General features: G+C 60.3%; 20 protein-coding genes and 1 pseudogene. 9 read left to right on the forward strand and 12 right to left on the reverse strand.

Going from position 1 to position 22,673, the window contains the following annotated elements; genetic code table 11:
* Window positions 1–86: 86 nt before the first annotated feature.
* The 7 genes from IB269_RS07320 to IB269_RS07350 all read right to left on the reverse strand — a co-directional run bounded on the left by IB269_RS07320 (window position 87) and on the right by IB269_RS07350 (window position 9,370).
* Entirely contained in the window at window positions 87–1,562 is a 1,476-nt protein-coding gene (locus IB269_RS07320) for a TolC family outer membrane protein (protein ID WP_071956050.1), read from the reverse strand.
* Between the two features lie 90 nt (window positions 1,563–1,652).
* A complete protein-coding gene (locus IB269_RS07325; RefSeq protein WP_012205782.1) occupies window positions 1,653–2,000 on the reverse strand; it encodes a rhodanese-like domain-containing protein in 348 nt (115 codons plus the stop codon).
* A 77-nt stretch (window positions 2,001–2,077) separates the two neighbouring features.
* Complete coding sequence (locus IB269_RS07330) at window positions 2,078–2,788, reverse strand: protein-L-isoaspartate O-methyltransferase family protein (RefSeq protein WP_099733511.1); 711 nt, start codon at window positions 2,786–2,788, stop codon at window positions 2,078–2,080.
* 43 nt (window positions 2,789–2,831) lie between these two features.
* On the reverse strand, window positions 2,832–6,059 hold the full coding sequence (locus tag IB269_RS07335) for an efflux RND transporter permease subunit (protein WP_123693539.1): 3,228 nt from the start codon (window positions 6,057–6,059) through the stop codon (window positions 2,832–2,834).
* A gap of 2 nt (window positions 6,060–6,061) precedes the next feature.
* Window positions 6,062–7,303, reverse strand: coding sequence for an efflux RND transporter periplasmic adaptor subunit (locus IB269_RS07340; protein WP_192366768.1), 1,242 nt, complete (start codon window positions 7,301–7,303; stop codon window positions 6,062–6,064).
* Complete coding sequence (locus tag IB269_RS07345; protein WP_013802244.1) at window positions 7,300–7,998, reverse strand: TetR/AcrR family transcriptional regulator; 699 nt, start codon at window positions 7,996–7,998, stop codon at window positions 7,300–7,302. The genes IB269_RS07340 and IB269_RS07345 overlap by 4 nt, the downstream gene beginning before the upstream one ends.
* A gap of 403 nt (window positions 7,999–8,401) precedes the next feature.
* Entirely contained in the window at window positions 8,402–9,370 is a 969-nt protein-coding gene (locus IB269_RS07350; RefSeq protein ID WP_225613981.1) for a DNA-methyltransferase, read from the reverse strand.
* A 70-nt stretch (window positions 9,371–9,440) separates the two neighbouring features.
* Here IB269_RS07350 and IB269_RS07355 point away from each other — a divergent pair, with 70 nt between their 5' ends.
* On the forward strand, window positions 9,441–10,112 hold the full coding sequence (locus tag IB269_RS07355) for a hypothetical protein (protein WP_225613982.1): 672 nt from the start codon (window positions 9,441–9,443) through the stop codon (window positions 10,110–10,112).
* A 729-nt stretch (window positions 10,113–10,841) separates the two neighbouring features.
* On the opposite strand, the gene IB269_RS07360 is transcribed toward IB269_RS07355, so the two are convergent.
* The gene (locus tag IB269_RS07360; protein ID WP_192366769.1) at window positions 10,842–11,351 is read right to left on the reverse strand and encodes a hypothetical protein; all 510 of its coding nucleotides are present in this window, start codon (window positions 11,349–11,351) and stop codon (window positions 10,842–10,844) included.
* Between the two features lie 138 nt (window positions 11,352–11,489).
* On the opposite strand from IB269_RS07360, the gene IB269_RS07365 reads away from it, so the two are divergent.
* Window positions 11,490–11,837, forward strand: coding sequence for a helix-turn-helix domain-containing protein (locus IB269_RS07365; protein WP_192366770.1), 348 nt, complete (start codon window positions 11,490–11,492; stop codon window positions 11,835–11,837).
* Window positions 11,838–11,842: 5 nt separating this feature from the next.
* On the opposite strand, the gene mobV is transcribed toward IB269_RS07365, so the two are convergent.
* Together mobV and IB269_RS07375 are read right to left on the reverse strand one after the other, a co-directional pair.
* Complete coding sequence (mobV, locus tag IB269_RS07370; RefSeq protein ID WP_192366771.1) at window positions 11,843–12,841, reverse strand: MobV family relaxase; 999 nt, start codon at window positions 12,839–12,841, stop codon at window positions 11,843–11,845.
* Between the two features lie 334 nt (window positions 12,842–13,175).
* Window positions 13,176–14,417 (reverse strand): site-specific integrase, encoded by a 1,242-nt coding sequence (locus tag IB269_RS07375; RefSeq protein ID WP_192366772.1) that lies wholly within the window; start codon window positions 14,415–14,417, stop codon window positions 13,176–13,178.
* Window positions 14,418–14,526: 109 nt separating this feature from the next.
* On the opposite strand from IB269_RS07375, the gene msrA reads away from it, so the two are divergent.
* The 5 genes from msrA (at window position 14,527) to IB269_RS07400 (ending at window position 19,055) form a co-directional block, all read left to right on the forward strand.
* The gene (msrA, locus tag IB269_RS07380; protein WP_192366773.1) at window positions 14,527–15,060 is read left to right on the forward strand and encodes a peptide-methionine (S)-S-oxide reductase MsrA; all 534 of its coding nucleotides are present in this window, start codon (window positions 14,527–14,529) and stop codon (window positions 15,058–15,060) included.
* A gap of 114 nt (window positions 15,061–15,174) precedes the next feature.
* Window positions 15,175–15,672 carry a Fur family transcriptional regulator gene (locus IB269_RS07385; RefSeq protein WP_225613983.1) on the forward strand — a complete coding sequence of 166 codons (498 nt, stop codon included), beginning with the start codon at window positions 15,175–15,177 and terminating at the stop codon, window positions 15,670–15,672.
* Between the two features lie 51 nt (window positions 15,673–15,723).
* Complete coding sequence (locus IB269_RS07390) at window positions 15,724–16,038, forward strand: hypothetical protein (protein WP_192366774.1); 315 nt, start codon at window positions 15,724–15,726, stop codon at window positions 16,036–16,038.
* Between the two features lie 122 nt (window positions 16,039–16,160).
* Window positions 16,161–16,616: a hypothetical protein gene (locus IB269_RS07395; RefSeq protein WP_063325987.1), complete on the forward strand. Its 456-nt coding sequence runs from the start codon at window positions 16,161–16,163 to the stop codon at window positions 16,614–16,616.
* 240 nt (window positions 16,617–16,856) lie between these two features.
* The gene (locus IB269_RS07400) at window positions 16,857–19,055 is read left to right on the forward strand and encodes a TonB-dependent receptor domain-containing protein (RefSeq protein ID WP_192366775.1); all 2,199 of its coding nucleotides are present in this window, start codon (window positions 16,857–16,859) and stop codon (window positions 19,053–19,055) included.
* 46 nt (window positions 19,056–19,101) lie between these two features.
* Here IB269_RS07400 and IB269_RS07405 read toward each other — a convergent pair whose 3' ends face one another.
* Window positions 19,102–20,163 (reverse strand): tyrosine-type recombinase/integrase, encoded by a 1,062-nt coding sequence (locus IB269_RS07405; protein ID WP_192366776.1) that lies wholly within the window; start codon window positions 20,161–20,163, stop codon window positions 19,102–19,104.
* Window positions 20,164–20,445: 282 nt separating this feature from the next.
* Window positions 20,446–21,315, reverse strand: a complete 870-nt coding sequence (locus tag IB269_RS07410; protein WP_192366777.1) for a pirin family protein — start codon at window positions 21,313–21,315, stop codon at window positions 20,446–20,448.
* A 178-nt stretch (window positions 21,316–21,493) separates the two neighbouring features.
* On the opposite strand from IB269_RS07410, the pseudogene IB269_RS07415 reads away from it, so the two are divergent.
* Both IB269_RS07415 and IB269_RS07420 read left to right on the forward strand, forming a co-directional pair.
* Window positions 21,494–21,625, forward strand: a pseudogene (locus IB269_RS07415) (LysR family transcriptional regulator); the annotation flags it as partial.
* An 80-nt stretch (window positions 21,626–21,705) separates the two neighbouring features.
* Window positions 21,706–22,659, forward strand: coding sequence for an AEC family transporter (locus IB269_RS07420; protein ID WP_063325991.1), 954 nt, complete (start codon window positions 21,706–21,708; stop codon window positions 22,657–22,659).
* The last annotated feature ends 14 nt before the right edge of the window (window positions 22,660–22,673 follow it).

The following is a 22,673-nucleotide window of genomic DNA, read 5'->3' on the forward strand; positions in this document are numbered from 1 at the left end:
GCACAGGACTGCTGCGCCAGGCGCGCGGCCCGCGGCGGCCGGGCATCAGCCCGGGGCAATGCCGGCCGTGCGGGCGCTTCAGGGATTCAAGGGGCTGGCGCGCGGAGCGACAGCGCATCGATGGCGCGCAGGTCGTCGTCGCTGAGCGTGCCGGCGGCCTGGCGCAGCTTGAGCTGGCCCAGCAGCACCTGGTAGCGCGCCAGGGCCAGGTCGCGCTGGGTCTGGTAGAGCTGGCTTTGCGCGTTGAGCACGTCGATGTTGATGCGCACGCCGACCTCGTAGCCGAGCTTGTTGGCGTCCAGCGCGCTTTGGCTGGACGCCAGCGCGGCCTCCAGCGCCTTGACCTGTGCCTGGCCCGACTGCACGCCGAAGAAGGCCGTGCGCGTGCTCTGCTCCACGTTGCGCTGGGCGTCGTCCAGCTGTGCCCGCGCCTTGTCTTCCAGCGCCAGGGTTTCCTTGATGCGGTTTTGAACGGCAAAGCCGGCAAACAGCGGCAGGTTCATGACCACGCCCACGCTGGCGGCATTGGTGCGGTAGCTGGTGCCGATCTGCGGTGTGACCGAGCCATTGGGATAGCGGTTGACCACGTAGCCGGCCTGCAGGTCCACGGTGGGCTTGTGGCCGGCCTCGGCTTTCTTCGTTTCCAGCTGGGCGATGTCCAGCGCCAGGCGGGCCTGGCGCAGCTGGGGCTGGCCTTGCAGTGCGGTGTCCACCCAGGCCTGGGCGTCGGAGGGCATCAGGGCCGGCAACTGCAGCGGCTGGGCCAGGGGGCGGGGCACGGTGCCCACGGCGCCAACGATCTGGTCCAGCACCAGGCGCTTGACGCGCAGATCGTTCTCGGCGGCGATTTCCTGCGCGCCGGCCAGGTCGAACCGTGCCTGGGCTTCGCGCGAGTCGGTGATGGTGGCCGTGCCGACCTCGAAGTTGCGCTTGGCGAATTCCAGCTGCTGAGCAATGGCTGCCTTCTGTGCCTTGACCACGGCCAGGCTGTCCTGGGCGCCGAGGACATCGAAGTAGGCCTGGGCCACGCGAACCAGCAGGTTCTGCTCGCCGCTGTCCAACTGGGCGCGCGCCACGTCCACGCCGCGCTGGCCCTGGTCGTAGGCGATCTTGTTGGCCGGACGGTACAGCGGCTGCTGGGCGCTGAGCTGCAGGTTCTGCTGGGGCGAGCGAAAGCTCCCTGGCAGCACGCTGACTTCCACATGCGAGGTGTTGGCACCGGCCTGCAGACCCACGCTGGGCAACAGGCCCGAGCGTGCCTGCTCGGCGCGGCTGGCGGCGGCCTGGGCGTCGGCCTGCTGGGCCTGCCACTGGGCGTCGTAGCCGCGGGCCTTGGCCACCAGTTCGGACAGGTTCTGGCCCGTGGCCGCTGAGGCTGTCAGAGAGGGCAGGGCAGACTGCGGGGCCGCAGGGGCGGGCGCAAGGACGGCTGGGGCAGGAGCCTGTGCCAGGGCCGAGCCCATGCCCGCCGCGCACAGCAGCAAGGCCATGTGGCGCAGGGGCCAGGCGTATGGGCGGGTCAGGGCGGAAGCGACAGGGGCAAGGGGCCGAAGCAGGGGCATAGAGGTCCTCGAATCAAAACACAGTCGTCACGAAGCACCGGGGACGGCTGGTGTACCGCCGTGTCCCGGGTTTCTTTTGCGTGTTGCCGCTCAGTAGCGCGGCACGCCTGGGTCGCGCTCGCGCGACCAGGCATCGATGCCTCCGCTGATATTGGCCACGGTCTCGAAGCCGTTGTTCATCAGGAAGGCAGCGACATGCATGCTGCGTGCGCCGTGATGGCACAGGCAGGCTGTGGGGTGATCCGGATCGAGTTCCTGCAGGCGCGAGGGAATCTCGCCCATGGGGATGCAGCGCAGCTCGAAGCCCTCGGGGCGTACGCTGGCCTGGGCCACTTCCCAGGGCTCGCGCACGTCCAGCACCAGGGGCAGGGCATCGGAGCCGCTGGAGTGCTGGTTCAGCCAATCGTTGAGTTGCGCGGGAGGCACTTGGGGAAGCATCGGAAAGATCCTTGCGGAATGAAGTGGAGTTGCCGCAGCGGCCGAAATCCTCTGGACCCCGGCCGCCGTGGCGGATTTCAGAACGTGAAGCGCGAAGGCTCTTCGAAGTTGGCCAGGCGTGCGGTCACCACGTCCCAGGGCTGGCTGGTTTCGAACTGGTGGCCGTTCTTTTGCACCAGCGTGAAACGCATCATGGGCAGTTGGCCGACGATGGCTGCCAGGCGGCCGCCGTCGTTGAGCTGGGCCAGCAGGGACTGGGGCACCTGGGCGACCGAGCCGCTGAGCACGATGGCGTCGAACTGGCCCAGAGCGGCCGCTGCCGTGGCGCCATCGGCCAGCTTGACCTCGGCATTGGTGATGCCGGCGCCCAGCAGGTTCTCGCGGGCCATCTCGGCCAGCTCGGGGACGATTTCCAGTGTCACGACTTCCTTGGCCTGGGCGGCCAGCAGGGCGGCCATGTAGCCCGAGCCGGCGCCGATTTCCAGCACGCGGTCGGTGGGCTTAATCTTCAGGTCCTGCAGCATGCGGGACTCGATGCGCGGGGCCAGCATGCACCAGCCCTTGGCGGCGGCTTCCTCGGCCGGGGCGACCAGGGGGATTTCCAGGTCCATGAAGGCCAGGCCGGCATGCTCGGGCGGCACGAAATTCTCGCGGTGCACCTTGCCCAGCAGCGCCAGCACTTCTTCATCAAGCACGTTCCAGGGGCGGATCTGTTGCTCGATCATGTTGTAGCGCGCGTGCGCTTGGGCGCTGTGGTGTTCGGGCAGGCTGTTCAGGGGCAGGCTCATGGGGTATCTCCGGAGAAAGACTTGTCAGGACAAACCTTTGATTCTACGAGTCTCGCGGCGGGGTGGGGGCGCTGGCGGCGCCTTGGCCGGGTGCCGCGTCGTGCCGGTTGCCGTTCCACAGGCGCCGCAGCCACTGGGAGAAGTCGTCAAGGTAGCAATAGACCACGGGCACGACCACCAGGGTCAGCAGCGACGAGGTGACCACGCCGCCGATCACCGACTGGCCCATGGGCGCGCGCTGCTCGGAGCCTTCGCTGAGTGCGAAGGCCAGCGGCACCATGCCGAAGATCATGGCCAGCGTGGTCATCAGAATGGGGCGCAGCCGCACGCGCGCCGCCAGCAGCAGGGCCTGCTCGCGCGGCAGGCCGTCGCGGATCTGGCCGGTGTCCGGGTCGCTGTGCGGCCCGCGCGCGCGGATGGCGAAGTCCACCAGCAAGATGGCGTTCTTGGTGACCAGTCCCATGAGCATGACCACGCCGATAATGGAGAACATGGACAGGGCCGAGCCGAACATCATCAGCGCCAGCACCACGCCGATCAGCGTCAGCGGCAGCGAAGTCATCAACGCCAGCGGCTGCAGGAAGCTCTTGAACTGGCTCGCCAGGATCATGTAGATGAAGATGATGGCCAGCGCCAGGGCGGACACCGCATAGCCGAACGATTCGTTCATGCTCTTGGTGGCGCCGCTGAACTGCGTGCGGTAGCCGGGCGGCAGGGCGATGTCGGCCAGGGCATTGCGGATGTCGGCCGAGACCTCGCCGCTGGAGCGCAGGTAGACATTGCCGCTGAAGGCGACCTCGCGCGTCATGTCGCGGCGGTTGATCTGGCTGGGGCCGGTGGCGGGCGTGACGGTTGCCACCTGGTTCAGCCGCACGATGCGCATGCCGCCGTCGCCCGAGGTGGAGGGCAAGGCGAAGGGCAGGCGCTCCAGGTCCTGGGGCGTGCTGCGCGACTCGGGCGCCAGGCGCACCTTGACGTCATAGGTCTGGTCGTCGCTGGCGCGCCAGTTGCCCACGGTCTGGCCGGCCACCCAGGTGCGCAGAGCGGCGGCCATGGAGCCTACCGACAGGCCCAGGTCGGCGGCCGCATCGCGCCGCACGGTAATGTCGATCACGGGCTTGTCGGGCTTGAGGCTGCTGTCCAGGTCCACCAGTCCGGGAATGCCGCGCAGGCGTTCCATCACCACGCGGTTCAGGCGCTCCAGCTCGCCCAGGTCCGGGCCCTGCAGCGAGAATTCGACCTGTTTTTGCCCGCCCACGGGCTCGCGCTGGCCCACATGGGTGACGGTGATGCCGGGCACGCTTTGCAGCTGCTCGCGCAGCACGCCCGACAGTTCATCGCCGCTGCGCTGGCGCAGGTGGCGGTCCAGCAGGCGGATGTAGATGCTGGCGTATATCTTGCCCTGGGCCGTGCCGGTGTTGATGGTGGCCAGCGTGTAGCGGACCTCGGGCAGGGCGCGGATGATGGCATCGACCTGGCGGGCCTTGGCCTCCGTGGCCTCGATGGACGAGCCCACGGGCGTGTTGAAGCTCACCGTGGTTTCCGAGAAATCGGCCTTGGGCACGAATTCCGTGCCCAGCAGCGGCACCAGGAAGATGCTGGCCACGAAGATGGCCAGCGCTGCCGCCAGCGTGGTGATCTTGTGGCGCAGCGCCCAGCCCAGCACGTCCTGGTAGAAGTGGGACAGCGAGTCGGTGGCGCGCTCGAACCAGGCCGTGACCCGGCCCAGCGTGCGGTCGTAGAGGCTGTTGCCGCGCTTGTCGCCATGGGCGTGGATGGTCGGGTCATGCCAGACGCTGGAGAGCATGGGGTCCAGCGTGAAGCTCACGAACATGGAGATCATCACGGCCGCCACGATGGTGATGCCGAATTCGTGGAAGAACTTGCCGATGATGCCGCCCATGAAGCCGATGGGCAGGAACACCGCCACGATGGACAGCGTGGTGGCCAGCACGGCCAGGCCGATCTCCTGCGTGCCGTCGAGCGCGGCCGCATGCGCGTCCTTGCCCATCTGCACGTGGCGCACGATGTTCTCGCGCACCACGATGGCGTCGTCGATCAGCAGGCCCACGCACAGCGACAGCGCCATCAGCGTGATCATGTTGATCGAGAAGCCGAACCAGTACATGAACAAAAAGGTGCCGATCAGCGCAATGGGCAGCGTCAGCCCCGTGATCACCGTGGAGCGCCAGGAGTTCAGGAACAGGAAGACGATGAGCACCGTCAGTGCCGCGCCCTCGATCAGCGTCTGGCGCACGTTGTTGACGGCCACGCGGATGGGGCGGGCGCTGTCGGCAATCGGCTCCAGCCGCACGCCGGCCGGCACTTCGGCGGCGATCTCGCGCAGCGTGGCGTTCAGGCCGTCCACGACTTCGATGGTGTTCTCGTCCTGGGCCTTCTGCACGGACAGCAGCAGGGTGCGGCTGCTGTTGTACAGGGCCACGGTTTCCAGTTCGCCCGCGCCATCCTGCACGCGGGCCAGCTGGCCCAGCCGCACGGGCGCGCCGCCGCGCTGGGCGACGATGATGCGCTCGAAGTCCTGCGGGCGCTTCATGCGTGCGTCGATCTGCACCACGCGCTCCTGCTCGCGCGAGCGGATGGCGCCCAGCGGCAGGTCCTGGTTCTCGCTGCGCACGGCGTTCACGATCTGGTCGGGCGTGATGGCGTAGGCTTCCAGCGCCTCGGGCTGCAGGTAGATGTTGATCTCGCGCGGGGTGGCGCCCACCAGGTTGACGGCGCCCACGCCGCGCACGTTCTCCAGCCGTTTCTTGAGGACCTGGTCGGCCCAGCTGGTCAGCGCGACGGCATCGGGCGCCTTGGCGCCGGCATCGGCCTGGGGCAGCACGGCCACGGACCAGATGGGCGAGCTGGCCGGATCGAAGCGCAGCACGCGCGGCTCCTTGACCTCGTCGCGCAGGGTGGGGCGCACCGAGGCCACCTTCTCGCGCACGTCTTCGGCAGCGCGGCGGCCATCGACATGCAGCTGGAATTCGATGATGACGACGCTGGTGCTTTCATAGCTGCGCGAGGTCAGCGCGTTGATGCCGGCAATGGAGTTGACGCCTTCCTCGATCTTCTTGGTGACCTCGGACTCCACGATCTCGGGCGAGGCGCCCGGATAGTCCACCGTGACCACGACCACGGGGAAGTCCACATTCGGGAACTGGTCCACCTTGAGTCGCTGGTAGGAAAACACACCCAGCACCATGAGGGCCAGCATGAGCATGGTGGCGAACACAGGGTTGGCCAGGCTGACGCGCGTGAACCACATGGTCAGCGGGCTCCGGGGGCTGGCGCAGCCTGGGGTTGATGCAACGGTTGCAACGGTTGCAGCTGCACGGCCGTGCCTGCGCGCAGGCCGCCCACACTACCGGCCAGTACCCTGTCACCGGCCTGCAGGCCGGTGGATACAGCGATCCAGGTGGCGCCATCCTGCGCGCTCTGGCTGCCCAGCGTGACCGGGCGGTGCTGCACGCGCAGCAGGGTCTTGTCCGCTTCGGACCCGCCCGCAGGCTGCAGCAACTGCACATAGGGTTGGGGCTGGTCGGTGCGCACGGCGGTCAAGGGCACGGCCAGCTGTTCGGTCTGCCCCGTGACGATGCTGCCCTGCAGGTACAGGCCCGGGCGCACAATGGGGATGGATCTGCCGGCGGCGCCTGCGTTGACCGGTGCAGCCTGCACACGCAGATAGACGGCCACGCTGCGCGAACCTGCCTGGGCGCTGGGGTTGATGCGCACCACGCGCGCGGGCACGGCGGCCACATCGTCGCCCGCGCCCTGAACCTGCAACTGGGCCTGCTGGCCGACCTGCACGCGCACCGAATCGGCGGGCGCCAGCTGGGCCACGACTTCGAGGTCGGACGGATCGACGATCTCCAGCACTCGCGTTTCCACGCCCACGCGCTCGCCGTCCTGCACAAGACGCTGCGCGACCTGCCCGTCCATGGGACTGCGCAGCACGCTGTCGGTCACGCTCTTGCGGGCCACATCGGCGGCGGCCTGGGCGGCGGCCAGGTTGGCGCGTGCGGCATCGAGATTGGATTGGGAGGTGGCCAGCGCCGTGGTCGAAATGAAGCCTTGCGTGACCAGGGCCTGGTTGTTGTCGTGCTGGCGCTGGGATAGCTGCAGCTGCGCCTGGGCCGCGTCGGCCTGCTGGCGGGTCTGGCGCCAGCGGGCCTCGACCTCGGTGGCGTCCACGCGGGCCAGTTCCTGGCCCTTGCGCACGCTGTCGCCCTCGCGCACCTGCAGGCCGCGCAGCTCGCCGGCCACATAGGCCTTGACCACGGCGCTGCGCACGGCCTGCACCACGCCGCTGACGGGCACGGTCAATTGCAGCTGGCGCGGCTGCAGCTGCACCACTTCCTGCGGACCCACGCGCACCGGCATCTCGCGCGGCTGGGTGGCTGCGGCGATGGCGCTTTGCTTGCTGTGCCGGGTGGATGCGGCGCGCCATACGCTGGCGCCGATGGCGATCAATAAGGCCAGGCCGATCAGCCAGCCGGTGCGACGCTTCATGGTGTGGGCGGGGAGGAGGGTGGTGTGGTGGCTGCAAGGGGCTGGCACATGCCATGCAGCAGGTAGTCGATCTGGGATTCCAGAAACTGCTCGGGATCGAAGTCACCATGGGGCAGGCAGCCGCCCAGCGAATGCTTCCAGATCATCAGAAACATCATCGGGGCGACCACGCAGTGCACGGACAGGTCCAGATCCATGGGCCGGAACTCGCCGCGCTCGACGCCGCGCTGCAGGATGCGCCGGATCAGCTCATGGCCTGGAAGAACCACTTCCTGGTGGTAGAACTGAGACAGCTCGGGAAAATTGCCCGCCTCGCTGAGCATGAGCTTGGTGATGCCCGACGCCTTGGTGCTGCCGATGCGTTCCCACCAGGACTTGAAGCAGTAGCGCAGCAGATCGGTTGAAGGTGCGCAGTAGTTGTCGAGCTCTTCGCTCCACTCGCCGAAGCGGCCCGCGATGCTGTGGCGCACCACGGCCTTGAAAAGCTCCTGCTTGCTCGCGAAATAGAGGAACAGCGTGCCCTTGGAGACCCCGGCGCGGGCGGCGACTTCTTCGACGCGGGTGGCGGCGTAGCCCTTTTCCACGAAGAGGTCGAGTGCCGCTTCCAGCAACTCGCCGGGACGCTCCTGCTTGCGGCGGCTGCGCTTTCCGGAAGGCTCGGCGGGGGCGGGTGAAGAGGCGGGGGAGTCGGTCACGGAAAATTAATGACTGATGGGTTAGTTATCGTAACCGCAGAACCGTTCGTCGTCACCTGGCTTGTGCATGGGCTAACCTGTAGGAGCGACGGCTTGCATGCATTGCGTGTGGTCATTTTTTCGATTTCTTCACAGAAAAGGCGCATATGGCGACTGAAACCATTTATCTGGGCGGCGGCTGTTTCTGGTGCACGTAATCGGCAAAAACTCACTTTCTCCTATGAGAAGTCATCATAGTAGCGTGATTTGGGTGAATTTTTAGGCAAATTTTGGCAGTTTGCCTAGGCTGTAGCCACCCCACTGGCACAGTGAACGCGAGTCCCTAACCCCAGCCGGGAGGCGTAGGACTTGACAAAACAAGAAAAAAGCCTGCAAGTTGCAGGCTTTTTTGTTTGATATCAAGCTATTCAAATCGAAATTTAGAAGCCTCAAGATACTCTTCTACATTATCAACTCCGATCCACTTTCTATTCAAGTTGTCAGCTACAAATCCCGTGGTCATTGACCCTCCAAATGGATCAATCACGGTATCACCTTCATCAGTCAACATTTTAATAAAAAATTCTGGCAACTGAGACGGAAAACGTGCAGGGTGAATTTTCATTCCAGCCGCCTTGCACTTTTTTGTATAACCATCGTTGCTTGAATTATTCCCCATTTTCAACATATCAAGAGGAATTTCATCTTCAATAACATTAGGCGGAATTGACCCGCCGCTATGAATTTTGTCCCAAGACTCATTAATATTGTGTCCGGATGGGCGTGTGGTGGTTTTAACGCCCCTTGCATTAAGTCGCAGCATATCTTTTGAATATGGCCTAAGGACTTTGCGATTATCAGCTTTAGGCCAAGGCGTTTTAGAGAACCACCATACATATTCAACAGCATCTTTGACCCGAATTCGGCGTACTGTCACCCATTCAGCCGGCACAGGCATCTTTGCTGGGTTGTACCAGAAGGTCTCTTGTGCCAAGTGCAGTCCCAGATCCTCCACCAGCGCAGCAACCAGCTTAAAGTGATAGATGCTGCGAGTTGGTTGCCCCTTCTGCCATGTTCCACCAATGTTGAGAACAAAGCTACCATCATCGGTTAGGATACGCTTGATCTCCTTGGCAAATTCCATGAACCAAGCGACATAGTCTCCTTGGCTCACATTGCCATATTCTTTTTTAAAATGAAGGGCATACGGTGGCGACGTAAAGACCAAGTTAACTGACGAGTCAGGAATTTTTTTCAGAACTTCCAATGCATCAGCATGGAGGACTATTCCCGTTCGAGTTTTAAAAAAAGGCTTCATGCCCTTGACCAGCTCCGTAGGAGGTTTCAGATCAAAGGTGAACAAGCTCTCTTGTTCCTTAGTTGTTGTACTCATCTAACTGCATCCTAATCTTTAACAGACGCCAGAGTCTGGCGCGCTTCGAACTCCAACGCAAGGCCCAATCGTGACACCAGAAGAGATAAACAGGATCATCAGTTCTCTGTCTTGGCAAGAACAGCAGCAACTTCAAGCTGAACTGAGAAAAATCCACCCCATACATCCGCTCGAAAACCAGTGGCATATTTCAGCGGAATTTATATTGGAAGCAATTTCAAGAAGTCAGGATATTACAAAGCGTGGAGTGCGTGGCATTGTTGCCGAACTCACATTTTTAAATTATATCATAATTCCAATGGAGCGATTAGGTTGGACAAATATCCCCTTGATTGGGGACCTTCCTTATGATGCTCTGATACAACACTCCAGTGGCAGGCAAATAAAAATTCAAGCCAAAAATCAGCGAATGAAACTTGGCCTCCCGCTATATGCTACTGAGCAATCGGCGCGGAAGTTTGCAGGATTTCCAGGCTGGTGGGTTGCAGAATGCCAGAAAACTAGATCAGGCATAGATGCTGAAGGTTTAAGTACACGCCCATACAGATTTGGTGAATTTGATATATTGGCTGTTTGTCTTCATCCGTCAACAAATGATTGGTCACGATTTATGTTTACACCAAGCGTTCGGCTCTTTCCTAGGCCAGCAGCCCAAAATTTAATTGAAATATTTCAACCAGTGCCGCCCTTAAAAACAGGATATTGGACGGATAATCTAGAAGAGTGCATAGGCTGGCTTTAATTTTTCAGTCAAAAAATTAAATGGAGCGAATTTGGTCGCCGCTCCATTTATTCCGTTTCACTACATCTCTTGCAGAGTTAGTGCTTCGCTAGCCGAATATTGGTGCTTCGCCATATTATTATTATAATTTCATGGCTAAATCTTATCTTGTATTTTCAGAAACCGTCGCCGGTTCCTGAAAATAGCTTGCCCTAACCCAAAAATAATTATTTTTCGGGGTTGGCTATTTTCAGTTTCCGGCATTTTCAGAGCTATTAAATCTCCGCGCCATATATCCTGAGTGAGAAGGGCGATCTCTCAACTTTTTACAATTCATGGTATTTGCCACCACCTATGCCGCGTTTGCTTAAGCTTACGTGAGACTGTGCATAGAACCCGCTTTAGTCTCTTCAGTCTGCCTTTTGTTTATTTGTAGCAGCCTTGTGTTTGTAATCTTTTATTCGGGTGTTGGGCTTGCAGCGCTACATTTCTGTAGGTGGGATAAATTTAATTTTGCTGACTTTCCACTCTACCAACTAGTCCGAAGAAATTACTGACTAGTTGAAAACCGGGAAACCGCGAGGTTCGACGTACATCAACTAGTGACATGAACAACTAAACAAATATTATAAAAAATGTCAAGCATTAAAAAAGCCACCTGATTAGGTGGCTTTTTCATTTGTCGTCATTTTTGATGATGCCGTCAAACCTCGCAGTCTTATGATCGCAGATTTTATTTAAAAGTCAAGTTTACTTCCAAACAATCCCAGAAGCATCTTTCAGTTCTTTCACAATGGCTTCTGCAAGTGAGAGGGTAATGTATTTTGAGATGTTGACTTGAGTTCCGTGCGTGTCAGCATAAACGAATGCTGCAATTTTATCGCTCTCTGCTCCCGGATAGTTGATTGTGCCAATCTGGCCAATCTCCTTAAATGGAAGATTTTTTCCATTAACCACCAATCCGGAATTTGGTTTCACCAAGATTGTGGTTTTCAAATTGGCTGCAAAATTCATCACAAAAAACCACAGTGCAAATGCAACAACCAGCCAAGTGATCACGGCAGTACTATTATTGCTTTTGCCGAATGCCAATACCATAGGAGAGGTAACAGCGCAAGATGCAGGCAGAAGAGCAAACACCCCCAGAAGAGCAAAGCTTTTTGCTGTCTTGGCACCAAATCGTTTTGATTTAAAGCTCAGTTCAAACGAACCATCTGAATTGACATTCTTCTCATAGCCTTTTTTGAAACTGCTTTCCATTCTGAACCCTTGAAATTGATGTTTAAGTCGATACGCTAAATTGCCTCGAAAGTCAACCTAACAGGTTGATTCCAACGCATCAAGACCTTCCCGTCAAGAGGTTGCCTGTCAACCATGCAGGTTGACTAGGAGATTGATGTGAAAGACGTATCAGAACAACAGCTAGCCAAGGCGGTAGGAGCTGCGATCAGCAAGGCAAGGGTGCAGTGTGGGTTGACCCAGGATCAGGCAGCAGAGGCTCTAGAAATCGGTCCTGAGGCCATCTCCAGGATGGAGCGCGGGGTTGTGGTTCCATCACTGGCCAGGTTGGTTGAATTTGCAGAATTATTTAAATGTCCTGTAGAGACATTTTTCAACAAAGCCACTGGATTGACTGATGACAATGCAAACGCCATTGCTCAGCATTTGAATAAATTGAGTAGGGCAGACAGGCAGTTTGTGCTTGAGCTTGTGGAAAAGACCTGTGAGCATTTGGCCAGAAAATAAAATAATTATTTTATTTTCAGCTTCTCAGTAGTGATGGATTTTTTGAGTAACTGATTTTCAATCAAGGCATTGGATAGATTTTTCTGTAAATCTTTATTATCCAACTGCAATTGGTCTAGCTGCTGGATGGCTTTGGTTTGCCTGGTGAGCTTTTCCAACAAAGCTTCTTTCTCACTTTCAAGCTTATACTGCATCTTTTTTGCAGTATCTTCAGCACGCTGCCATTCAGTCAATATTCTTTTGGCTCGTTGGATAAGTTTATTTTCATAAACTGTACTGGCAAATAATCTGGCAACTCTTGCAGTAATTTTTGCTTCCTGCTCTTTCAAATAAGTTTCAGGTTGCAGGATATTTTTAACCGTAGGTGCATCCAGCTTCACGGCCTTCTGTAGATTTTCATTATTAACTTTGGCTGGCTGCTGAATTTGTTCGTAGAACTTCTGTACCTGCTGATGTGTAGCCCTGGAGCCTTTGGCGCCACGTTGCAGCCCAAAAATATTATTGTGGGTGGCATACCTGGTCTGTAGCTCATTCAGTGCGTTCCTGGCCCCATAGAAGCTCTTGCAGTTCAGCTTACCTTTGCCATCAATGGGCACAACGTAAGCTTCTATGTGTGGGGTTTTCTCATCCATGTGCAAATACATGCAGAGAATATTTTTCTCACCATGTGCTTTTTTCATGAACTCAACTTGAGCTTCGCACCATTTTTTTAATCGCTCGTCTCTTTCATTTTTTGCACCTTCGTCAAAAAATTCCGGACTCGCAGTTAGTAAAAACTCAACTGCAATCACCGCATCTTTTCTTATTTTGCTTCCAGCAGATTTGTACTCTTGCAAAAAATTATCAGCTACGGCTGAATAATTTTGTTGCCCATAGAGTAATTTGTTGAGCTTGAATTTTGCAGGATCAGCGTTGGGTGTTTCACGCTTCCTGTAGGTGTGATTTTCTCTGGATTGCAGGCTGGCTATTGACTTGTGTTTCTTTATTCTTATTATGCTGTGCATGGTGGTTTTGCCTTCAGGTTATTCTTATTCTGTATTTATCTTAGGGTTTTATTTGGCGTTGTAAAGATCCCCCCTTCCGGGTGGAACTCACTCCACCTTTTTCACTACGTTCTCAAAGGTCAACACTGCGTGTTGGCTCGCCCGGTGGGACTAATACAAAATACAAACAGCCAACAGCCTTCCGAACATAAAAAAAGCCGCCTACTGGCAGCTTTATTTTAAATTCGGCCTTCTTTAAAAGACCCTGTTTTTCACCTTCGGTGCTCTGGCTTCGCAGGTGTTACTTTCGAATTTCAAGTGTATGTAGTAACGCTTCAAGCCTTGACCACGGCTCTTATTCTTTCTGCTCTGGCTTGGTGTTACTTTTATTCAAATTGAAGACAATGTTGTAATAGCCTTTTGTGATCTGTGGTGAGCTATGCCAATTTTTCACTGCCTGATATTGGGTGGTTGGTTCAACAGGTTCTGCGTTTACATGAAGCTCTTCAAACTTTTTGATGGACTGAATGCCAAGAATTTCAGTTGCCAAAATAGTATTGTCATGCCCAATTTTGGTCAGCAGTCTTGAAATATTAGTACGCCTCAAGTCATGAAAATGAATGTGATCAAGTTTTGTCTTTTGCATAATCTCCCGGAAAACTCGGTCATATCCACCAATGGTGTATTTGAAAAGTTTTTCTGAACTGGCTGGTTTCAGTTCTTCAAAAAACTTTTTTGCCTCTTTTGTCAGATAGACTTTCCTGGGCCTGCCTGATTTTGTGTGAATCAGTTGAATGTAATTTTCTTTGATCTGGGATGGCTTGAGGGTCAAAATTTCAGAACGCCTCATGCCAGTGAGCAAAGAAGCTTGAGCCACCAGCAACAACTCTTTGTTATTTTTGGCTGAAAGTGCGGCAAAAAATTTTGCTTCATCTTCAGGTGTGAGTACAAATTCCCGTTTGGATATCTGGTTTTTCAAAAGGTCCCGGTCATACTGGGGCACAGGATTTTGGATATCTGCAAGATCTTCATTAAAATATTGAAGCTTCCTGAAGATGGTGGAAATGTAGGAAAGCTCCCGGCTCACTGAGATTGGCTTCACAAAATGCAGGCGGCTTTTAATATAATTATTGATGTCAATTGCCTTGATTTTGCGAACATCAAACCCACCGAAGAACCTGTAGACCTTTGAATCGATTTGAGTATCAATATTGAGGTCATCTTTTTCTGTGGGACTCAAACTCCTATCCAGAACACTGGCATTTTTAACTGTTTTCAGGAATGAAAGTTTATTATTTCGGTTGCGCTGCTCAAGTTCTGTTTTGCATTCGCTAGACAAATAATCTTGAATGTACAGGTCTACAAAGTAGCCAAAGCTAAAATCACCATAGGTTGGTTTTGATTTGCGTTGCTCTTCAGTAATACTATAAATAAGCTCTTTGCCTTTTTGGGCTCTGGAAAGAGCCAGAAATTCCTTGGCCTCATCCAAGCTTTTAAAGTACTTATCTGCCTTAAAATCCTTACGAGTGATGCGTACCCGGAAGTACCGGCTATCCTTGTAAGTGACCTGTTGCACCCCACGTGGAAGGTTGCTCATGCTGGTTCCTTGGGCAAATTTGTAGGTGAATTTTTAGCGATTCACCCTATATTAGGTGAAATTTGAGAGGCGGTCAAAGTGTATAAGTCATTGATTTATAAGGAAAAATATGACTGAAACAATCACTTTGGGTGGTGGATGTTTTTGGTGCACCGAAGCCGTTTTCGACCGCGTGCGCGGCGTGAGCGACGTGCAAAGCGGCTACGCCAATGGCGATCTGGACGATCCCAGCTACGAAGACATCTGCACCGGCGAGACCGGCCATTCCGAGGTCATCCGCGTGCAGTTCGATCCAGCCGTGATCCCGCTGCGCGACCTGCTCACCGTGTTCTTCGGCACGCACGACCCGACCACGCTCAACCGCCAGGGCAATGATGTGGGCACGCAGTACCGCAGCGGCATCTACACCACGAATGAGCAACAGGCCGAAGTGGCGCGCACGCTGATTTCCGAACTCACGCAGGCCGGCGCCTACGACGCGCCCATCGTCACCGAGGTGCAGCCCCTGGCCAGCTACTGGCCGGCAGAGGACTATCACCAGGACTACTTTCTCAATCATCCCAACCAGGGCTACTGCGCCTTTGTGGTGGGGCCCAAGGTGCAGAAGTTCCGGGGCGCCTTTGCGCGCTGGGTCAAGCCGTGAGCGGGTGGCGGCGCGTGATGTAAGCGGTTGTGATTCGCAGGCATAATGCAACCCGGTTGCGATAATGCCGCCTGGCTGCCCTGCCGTGTTCAGCGGCCTGACCTTTCATCACCCATGTCCTTGCCGATCCCCACTTCCCTGCCCATACCTGCCGGCATGCGTTCGACGCGTGCCACGCGGGCCGTGCTGGCGATGTGGGAGTCGCGGGCCGACGCACTCCTGAGCGAAGCCGATGTGGAAGCGGCCCTGCACGCCCAGGGCGTGCAGGTCAACCGCGTCACCGTCTACCGGCTGCTGGATCGCCTGGCGGCAGCCGGTGTGTTGCGCCGCAGCGTGGATGCTGCCCGCGTGGCCCGCTACGGCCGGTCCGTGCCGGGCGCGGCCAGGCAGGCCGATGCCGCTGCGCATTTCGAATGCGCGGATTGCCACAGCGCTTTTCGGCTGGGCGGCGAGGGCGGTGGGGGCGGCGAGCCGCTGCAGGCCGCTTTGCTGCAGCTGCGCCAGGCGCTGGCCGCCAGCGGCCTGCAGGGCCGGGCCATCGATGTGGCGGTGACAGGGCTGTGCCAGGACTGCAGCAGTGCAGGGCCATCCCGAAATGCTCCGTCTGCCTGAGGCGATCGCCCTAGCCCCTTTCTTCTCTTGCATAGCTCTTCAGGATTTCGCATGACCCTTGCACCGTTGCGCTCCGTTTCCTTGATCCTGGCCGCTGTCTTCCTGGCCACAGCAGCCCAGGCACATGACCACGACCACGACCACGCGAAAGCCCAGGCGGACGCCAAGGCACAGGGCGCCTCGGCGCCGCTCGATGCCCATGCCCGGGCCGACATGGAACGCCATCGCGCCATGGCCAAGGCCCACGAAGCCGCCGCGCAGTGCCTGGCCGCCGGCCGCGACCATGAACAATGCCAAAAGCAACTGCAGGCCGATTGCAAGGGCCTGGCGCTGGGCAAGTTCTGCGGCATGCGCCATGCGCATTGAGTGCGGTCCTGCGCGCCGTGTGGCGCCGTGAGCAATCGCCAGTCTTTGTGACGGGATGGTGAAACCTGCCCCGCAAATTGGCGCATACACTCTGCGCTGCCCATCCAGTCCCTGATCCCTCCATGCCCTTGCAACCCCCGGAACGTCACTTGCCAGCGCAGGCCTCAAGGCTTGCGTTGCGCGGCGCCGTGCCGGGTCGGGCCTGGCTGGTGGCCTGGCTGCTGGTCTGGTCCATTGCCCTGGCGCCGTTGCTGGGCCAGATGCACCGCGTGGTACACGCGGGCGGCCTGGCCGCAGCCACGCTCCATGGCCCGGTGGAGGTGGTTGCCACTTCCTGCAATGCACCTGTCGATTGGGTCCATGCGCTGTTCTCGGGCCACGGCCCGGCGGATTGCCAACTGCTGGACCAGTTGCACGAAGGCATGGCGGGGCCGCCATCCGCCGTGGTGCTGCCGCCTTTCTGGGGCGAGCAGGCCGAACCCGTCCAGCCGGTCGTCGTGCGCGATGGCCGCATGCTGGCGGCCTTTTTCGATGCGCGGGGTCCCCCGCATCCCATCACTGTCTACCTGGCGGCTTGAATCTCCGGGACTGGCGCTGCATGCGCCTGTCCTGCACAGCCGTTTGGCCGCGCCTTGCTGCATTGATCGCAACAAGGCGCCGCGCCCAGGTCCGGCAGTTCCTTGAATGCATATCCGATCGGATGGCCGCATGCGCCTGCAGGGCGCGCCGTGGCCGTCCGCTTCCGACGCCATTTTTTGCAGCGCCCGGATTTCCACGCCCCGCAGGGCCGTGGCCGGCCGCTGCCGGGAAGACCAGTGATGAGAGTGACAACAAAGCAATACCACCAGGACGCCAAGGCGCAGGGGGAGAGGACGAAACTGCGCCCGCTGCTGCAGCAACTGCTGCTGGCAGGCGTGCTGGGCCCGGCGACGGGCGGCCTGGCCATGGCGGCAGAGCCTGCCGACCCCGTACCCGCAGCAGGGCCCGCAGCCGCAGCTGCTGCCGAGGCGGGCGCGCCGCGCAGTGATGCCCCCGTGCTCAATGAGGTGACGGTCAAGGCCAGCGGCCTGGGCCTGACCTCGGCCGACATGTCCACGCCGGCCACGGTGCTGGAAGGCGACGTGCTCATGCTGCGCCAGGCCGCCACGTTGGGCGAGACGCTGGACGGCGAGCCCGGCATCCACGCCAGCCATTTCGGCGCAGGCGCAAGCCGGCCCATCATCCGCGGCATGGACGGCCCGCGCGTGCAAATCCTCAGCGATGGCTCCGAGCTGCACGATGCCTCCACCATCAGCCCTGACCATGCCGTGGCCAGCGAGCCCATGCTGGCCACGCAGATCGAGGTGCTGCGCGGCCCCTCGGCGCTGATCTACGGCGGCGGTGGAGCCATGGGCGGCGTGGTCAACATCCTGGACGACAAGATTCCCACGTCCATTCCCAAGAACGGCATCACGGGCTCGGCCCAGCTGCGCGGCAGCACCGGCGCGGGCGAGACGGCGGGCGCTTTCTCGCTGACGGGCGGCGCCGGCCAGCTGGCCATCCACGCCGAGGGCATGGCGCGCGATGCCGGCGACTACCGCGTGGGCAGCGGCTGGGCGCCCAACGGCCAGTCCCAGGGGCGCGTGGGCGGCAGCTTCAACCGCACGGACACGGGCAGCCTGGGCCTGTCCTGGATCGGCACGCAAGGCTACCTGGGCCTGGCCTACACGCGCCAGACCGCGCGCTATGGCCTGCCGGGCCACAACCACAGCTTCGAGGGCTGCCACACCCATGGCGACCATCTGCACTGCGGCGGCCATGACCACGGCGACGAGGACGGACATGACCATGGCGGCGACGAACACGATCACGACCATGGCAGCGTGCCGGTGGTCGATCTCAACAGCGAGCGCTGGGATCTGCGCGGCGAATGGCGCAATCCGACGGCTGGCATCGCGGCGCTGCGCGTGCGCGGTGGCTGGACCGACTATCGCCATGACGAGATCGAAGGCGGCCAGGTCTCGACCACGTTCAAGAACCGCGCCCATGACCTGCGCGTGGAGGCAGAGCTGGAGCCCATCGCCGGCTGGCGCGGCGTCATCGGCCTGCAGACCGTGCAGCGCAAATTCAGTGCCGAGGGGGAGGAGGCCTATGTGCAGCCCACCGAAACCCGCCGCAACAGCATCTACCTGCTGGAGGAATACCGCTGGCAGGACTGGCGCTGGCAGGCTGCGCTGCGCCACGAGCGCCAGACCGTGGACGCCCAGCAAAGCGGCATCTCGCGCAGCCACAGCGGCACATCGTTCTCGCTGGGCTCGGTGTGGAAGTTCACCCCGGGCTACAGCCTCTCGGCTTCGCTGACGCAGGGCAACCGCCTGCCCACGGCCGAGGAGCTGTACGCCAACGGCCTGCACATGGCGACTTCCACCTACGAGCGCGGCAATGCCGACCTCAAGCGCGAACGCTCGCAGGCGCTGGACATCGGCCTGCGCAAGACGGCGGGCGACACCACGTTCAGCGTCAATGCCTTCCACCATCGCGTCAAGGGCTACATCTACGGCGCCACGCTGGACGAGCATGACGGCCTGCAACTGCTGCAGTACACCCAGGCCGATGCACGCTTCACCGGCGTGGAGGGCCAGGTGCGCCAGAAGCTGTCGCGCCAGTGGGGCGTGACCCTGTTCGGTGACGCCGTGCGTGCGCGGCTGGAAGACGGCTCCGCCTTGCCGCGCATCCCCGCGGCGCGCGTGGGCCTGCGCGTGGACACCTTCTACAAGGGCTGGGATGCCCAGGCCGAATGGGTGCAGGTGCTGCGCCAGAACCGCGTCACCGCCTATGAGACCGAGACGGACGGCTACGGCATGCTCAACGTCTCTGCCAGCTACACGCTGCGCACCTCGGGTGGCATGCCCTGGCAGTTCTTCATCAAGGGCTACAACCTGACCAACCGCCTGGCCTTCGCCCACACCTCGTTCATCAAGAACGCTGCGCCGCTGATGGGGCGAAACATCACGGTGGGCGTGAAGGTGTCGTTCTAAGAACGCACTCCAGGGCGAACTGCCCGCTGCGCTCCAGCGCCGTCTGCTACAGGTAATGCTGCAGATGGCGCAGGGCGCGCGCGCTGTCAACGCCTATCCACTGCACGACTTCGGTCTCGGCACGGCCCGCGCGCAGCCACTGCACGATGGCCGTGTTGCGCAGCACCTGCGGGCCGACACGGTGCAGCGGCGCCTGCTGCGCCGAGGCAGGCTGCGCGGCATGGGCGCGCTGTATCAGCTGTGAAACCACATGGAACAGCACGCGCACCGACAGCGGCTGCCCCTCACGCGAATAAAAGACCGTGGCATCGGGTTGAACGGCCTCCGGCCCGCGCTGGCCGGCGCTGAAGCCTTTCCAGTCCTGCAGCGCCTTCACCACCGTTTCCGACAGTTCCAGCGTGCGCTGCTGCGCGGCGCGTGCGCCATCGATATGCAATTGACAGGGGAGGCCATCGCCTGGTCCGGCGCATTGCACATCGCGCCAGCACAGGCCGCGTACCTCCTCGGGCGCCAGCGCCAGCTCGTACAGCAGCAGCAAGATGGCGCGGTCGCGCGCCGACTGAAAGCCGTCGGCCATCGGTATGTGGCGGGGCAGGGCATTCCACAGCGGCGCGGGAAGGCAATGGCCCTGGCCGTCTTCGGCAGGTGGGCGTTCCTGCGGCGCCAGCCCTGCGGCGGGATTGGCGCTGACCCATCCATGGTCCAGCGCATGGTCGTAAATGCGTTCCAGCAATCGCCAGTAGCGCCTGCGCGTGACCTCGCTGATGCGGCGGCCGGGCTGGTGGCCCGACAACTGGCCTTCGCGCGGGCGCAGGAAATTCTGGACATCAACGGCGGTGGCCTGTTGCCAGGCGCGGGCCTTCGCCTTGACTTTGCCTTTCGGCGGGGCCGGGGAGGGGGGGCCTTCTTTGGCTGACATGCCGGCATCGCCCAGGCTGCGCAGCCAGGCACGCCATACCTTTTCGTAGCCGCTGTCGGGTGCCGTGTCCAGGGCATCCCAGCCCTTGGCGCCCTCGGTTTCCAGCCAATGCCGGAACAGGGCCAGCCCGTCGGGGACAGTGGACGGCGGCTTGCCGGCAGCGGGTGCCTGAGAGGGTGATGAAGTCATGGGCGTTGAGAACAAAACGAGCCAACCAATGGAGTTGTTCAATGTAACTTACATGAAGTCAAGCGGCAACCTTGTTATCGACTGATGAACACCAGTGGCGACAAGTCGCCAGAAAAAGGGCCGTTCGGCTTGGATTCGAGTCCTTGGCACGTCTCTAGAGTGTGTTGTGCACTTTCAAGCACCCGCGCTGGCTCTGCGCGCTGGTGATCGCAAGCGCTGGTCCAGGGGAGGCAAGGGGAGGGCAGAAGGCGGCCCCTGTCCTGAAGGCAGGGGCCGCCACGGTCAAGCCGCCATGCGCCCGAATCGGCCAGCGTTGAAGTCGGCAATGGCCTCGCGGATCTCGGCCTCGCTGTTCATCACGAACGGGCCGTGGCCCACCACGGGCTCTGCAATGGGCTCGCCCTCCAGCCACAGCACGGTGGCGTCGTTGTTGGCCTCCAGGCGCACCAGATCAGCCTCGCGATCGAAGTGCACCAACTGGCCTTCGCGAACAACCTCGCCGTCGTTGACCAGCACCGTGCCATGCAGCACGACCAGGGCCAGCGTATGTCCGGGCTTGGCGCGCAGCTCGGTGGTGCTGCCGGCTTTCAGGCGCAGATCCCAGACATTGATGGGCGTGAAGGTGCGCGCCGGCCCCTGGCTGTTGCCAAAGGCTCCGGCAATCACCCGCACCCGGCCTGAGCCGCCTGGCAGTTCCACGGACGGGATCTGTCCATCCACCAGGGTCTGGTAGCCAGGCGCAACCGACTTGTCCCTGGCGGGCAGGTTCACCCACAGCTGCACCATCTCCAGCCGCCCGCCGCGTTCGGTGAACGCATGGGAATGGAATTCCTCATGCAGGATGCCCGAGCCGGCCGTCATCCACTGCACGTCGCCAGGGCCGATCAGCCCGCCAGCACCGGTCGAGTCCCGGTGCTCGACTTCGCCCTCATAGACGATGGTCACGGTCTCGAAGCCGCGGTGCGGATGCACGCCCACGCCGCGAGGCTGGGCAGCCGGCTCGAAGCTGGCGGGGCCTGCGTGGTCCAGCAGCAGAAAGGGGCTCAGAGCCGCACCATGGTTGCCATAGCTGAACAGCGAGCGCACGGGAAAGCCGTCGCCCACCCAATGGGCACGGGGAGCGCTGTAGACGCCGAGCATCTTCTTGAGCATTTGCTTCTCCTTGGGAATCGTGGCTGCCGCAGCGTTAGCGCCAGCCACTTTTTGCACATGGGAGAATCTTAGGATTTGAACGATGAATGCGGTAGATAGCAAAATTTGCCTTCATCGTCCTGAATAAAGAACAATGACCATGCTGCGTGTGCTGGCCGAAAGGGCGCAGTGCCTGGTCGTCCTGCCCGGCTGGGAGCCGCGCCGCGAGCTGATCCATGCGGTGTACGCATCCTGGCGCGGGCAATTGCCCGCCGTGCGGTTGCTCATCGACCATCTGGCCCAGGCCTTCGAGGCCCTGGAAGAAGCCTGAATGAGGCAGGGCCTGGCCTGCGGCGCATAATCTGCGCGCGCCGCCAACCTGCGCAGGCGCAGCTTTCCGATCCCGCTTCAGTGAACTCTCCCGTCTTTGCCTCCCTCATCCCCGTCATTCTTTGCATTGGCGCAGGTTTTCTCGCCGCCCGCCTGGGCTGGGTGCGGGCCGCCGCCATCAAGGATTTGTCCAACCTCGTTTTCCTGGTGCTCACGCCGGCGCTGCTGTTCCGCACCATGGGCGCGGTGCGGGTGCAGGAGCTGGACTTTCAGCCCGTGGCGCTGTATTTCCTGGCGACCGCGCTGATCTTCGGGGTGTCCATGGTCCTGGGCGGTTTTTCCACGCGTTCGGCCGCGCGGGGGCTGGCCAATATGTTCAGCAACACCGTCATGATCGGCGTGCCGTTGGTGGGGCTGGTCTACGGGGAGGACGGATTGGTGACGCTGTTCACCCTCGTTTCGCTGCACGCGCTGATTCTGCTCACGGCGGCCACCATCGTGTTCGAGCTGGCCGAGGCCCGCGAGCACCAGCGGTCGGGCCAGAGCGCGCCGCGCCCCATGTGGCGCACGGTGCTGCAGGCCGTGCGCAACGGCATCGTCCATCCTGTGCCGCTGCCCATACTCGCCGGCCTGCTGTTCGCACAGACCGGGCTGGCTCTTCCTGGCGTGGTGGATCGCTCCCTGCAGGTCTTGGGCCAGGCGCTGGGCCCCATGGCGCTGCTGCTGGTGGGGGTGACCCTGGCCTATACCAAGGTGGGGCAGAACCTGCGCGAGGCCGTGGGCATCGCGCTGGTCAAGAACCTGGTGCATCCGCTGCTGCTGCTTGCGCTGGCCTGGGCCTTCGGCCTGGGCGGCCTGCCAGTGGCCGTGATGTTCACGGCGGCTGCATTGCCCGTGGGGGCCAACGTGTTCCTGTTCACGCAGCGCTATGGCGTGATGCAGGAGGAGGTGTCCGCCAGTATTGCGGTGTCCACGGCGCTGGCCTTGCTTACCGTGCCGCTGATGCTGTGGCTGGCCCAGCGTCTGCTGGGCTGACGGTTTTCAGCAGG

Origin of the sequence: Delftia sp. DLF01 (assembly GCF_014852125.1) — a bacterium.
Lineage (GTDB): Bacteria > Pseudomonadota > Gammaproteobacteria > Burkholderiales > Burkholderiaceae_C > Comamonas > Comamonas acidovorans.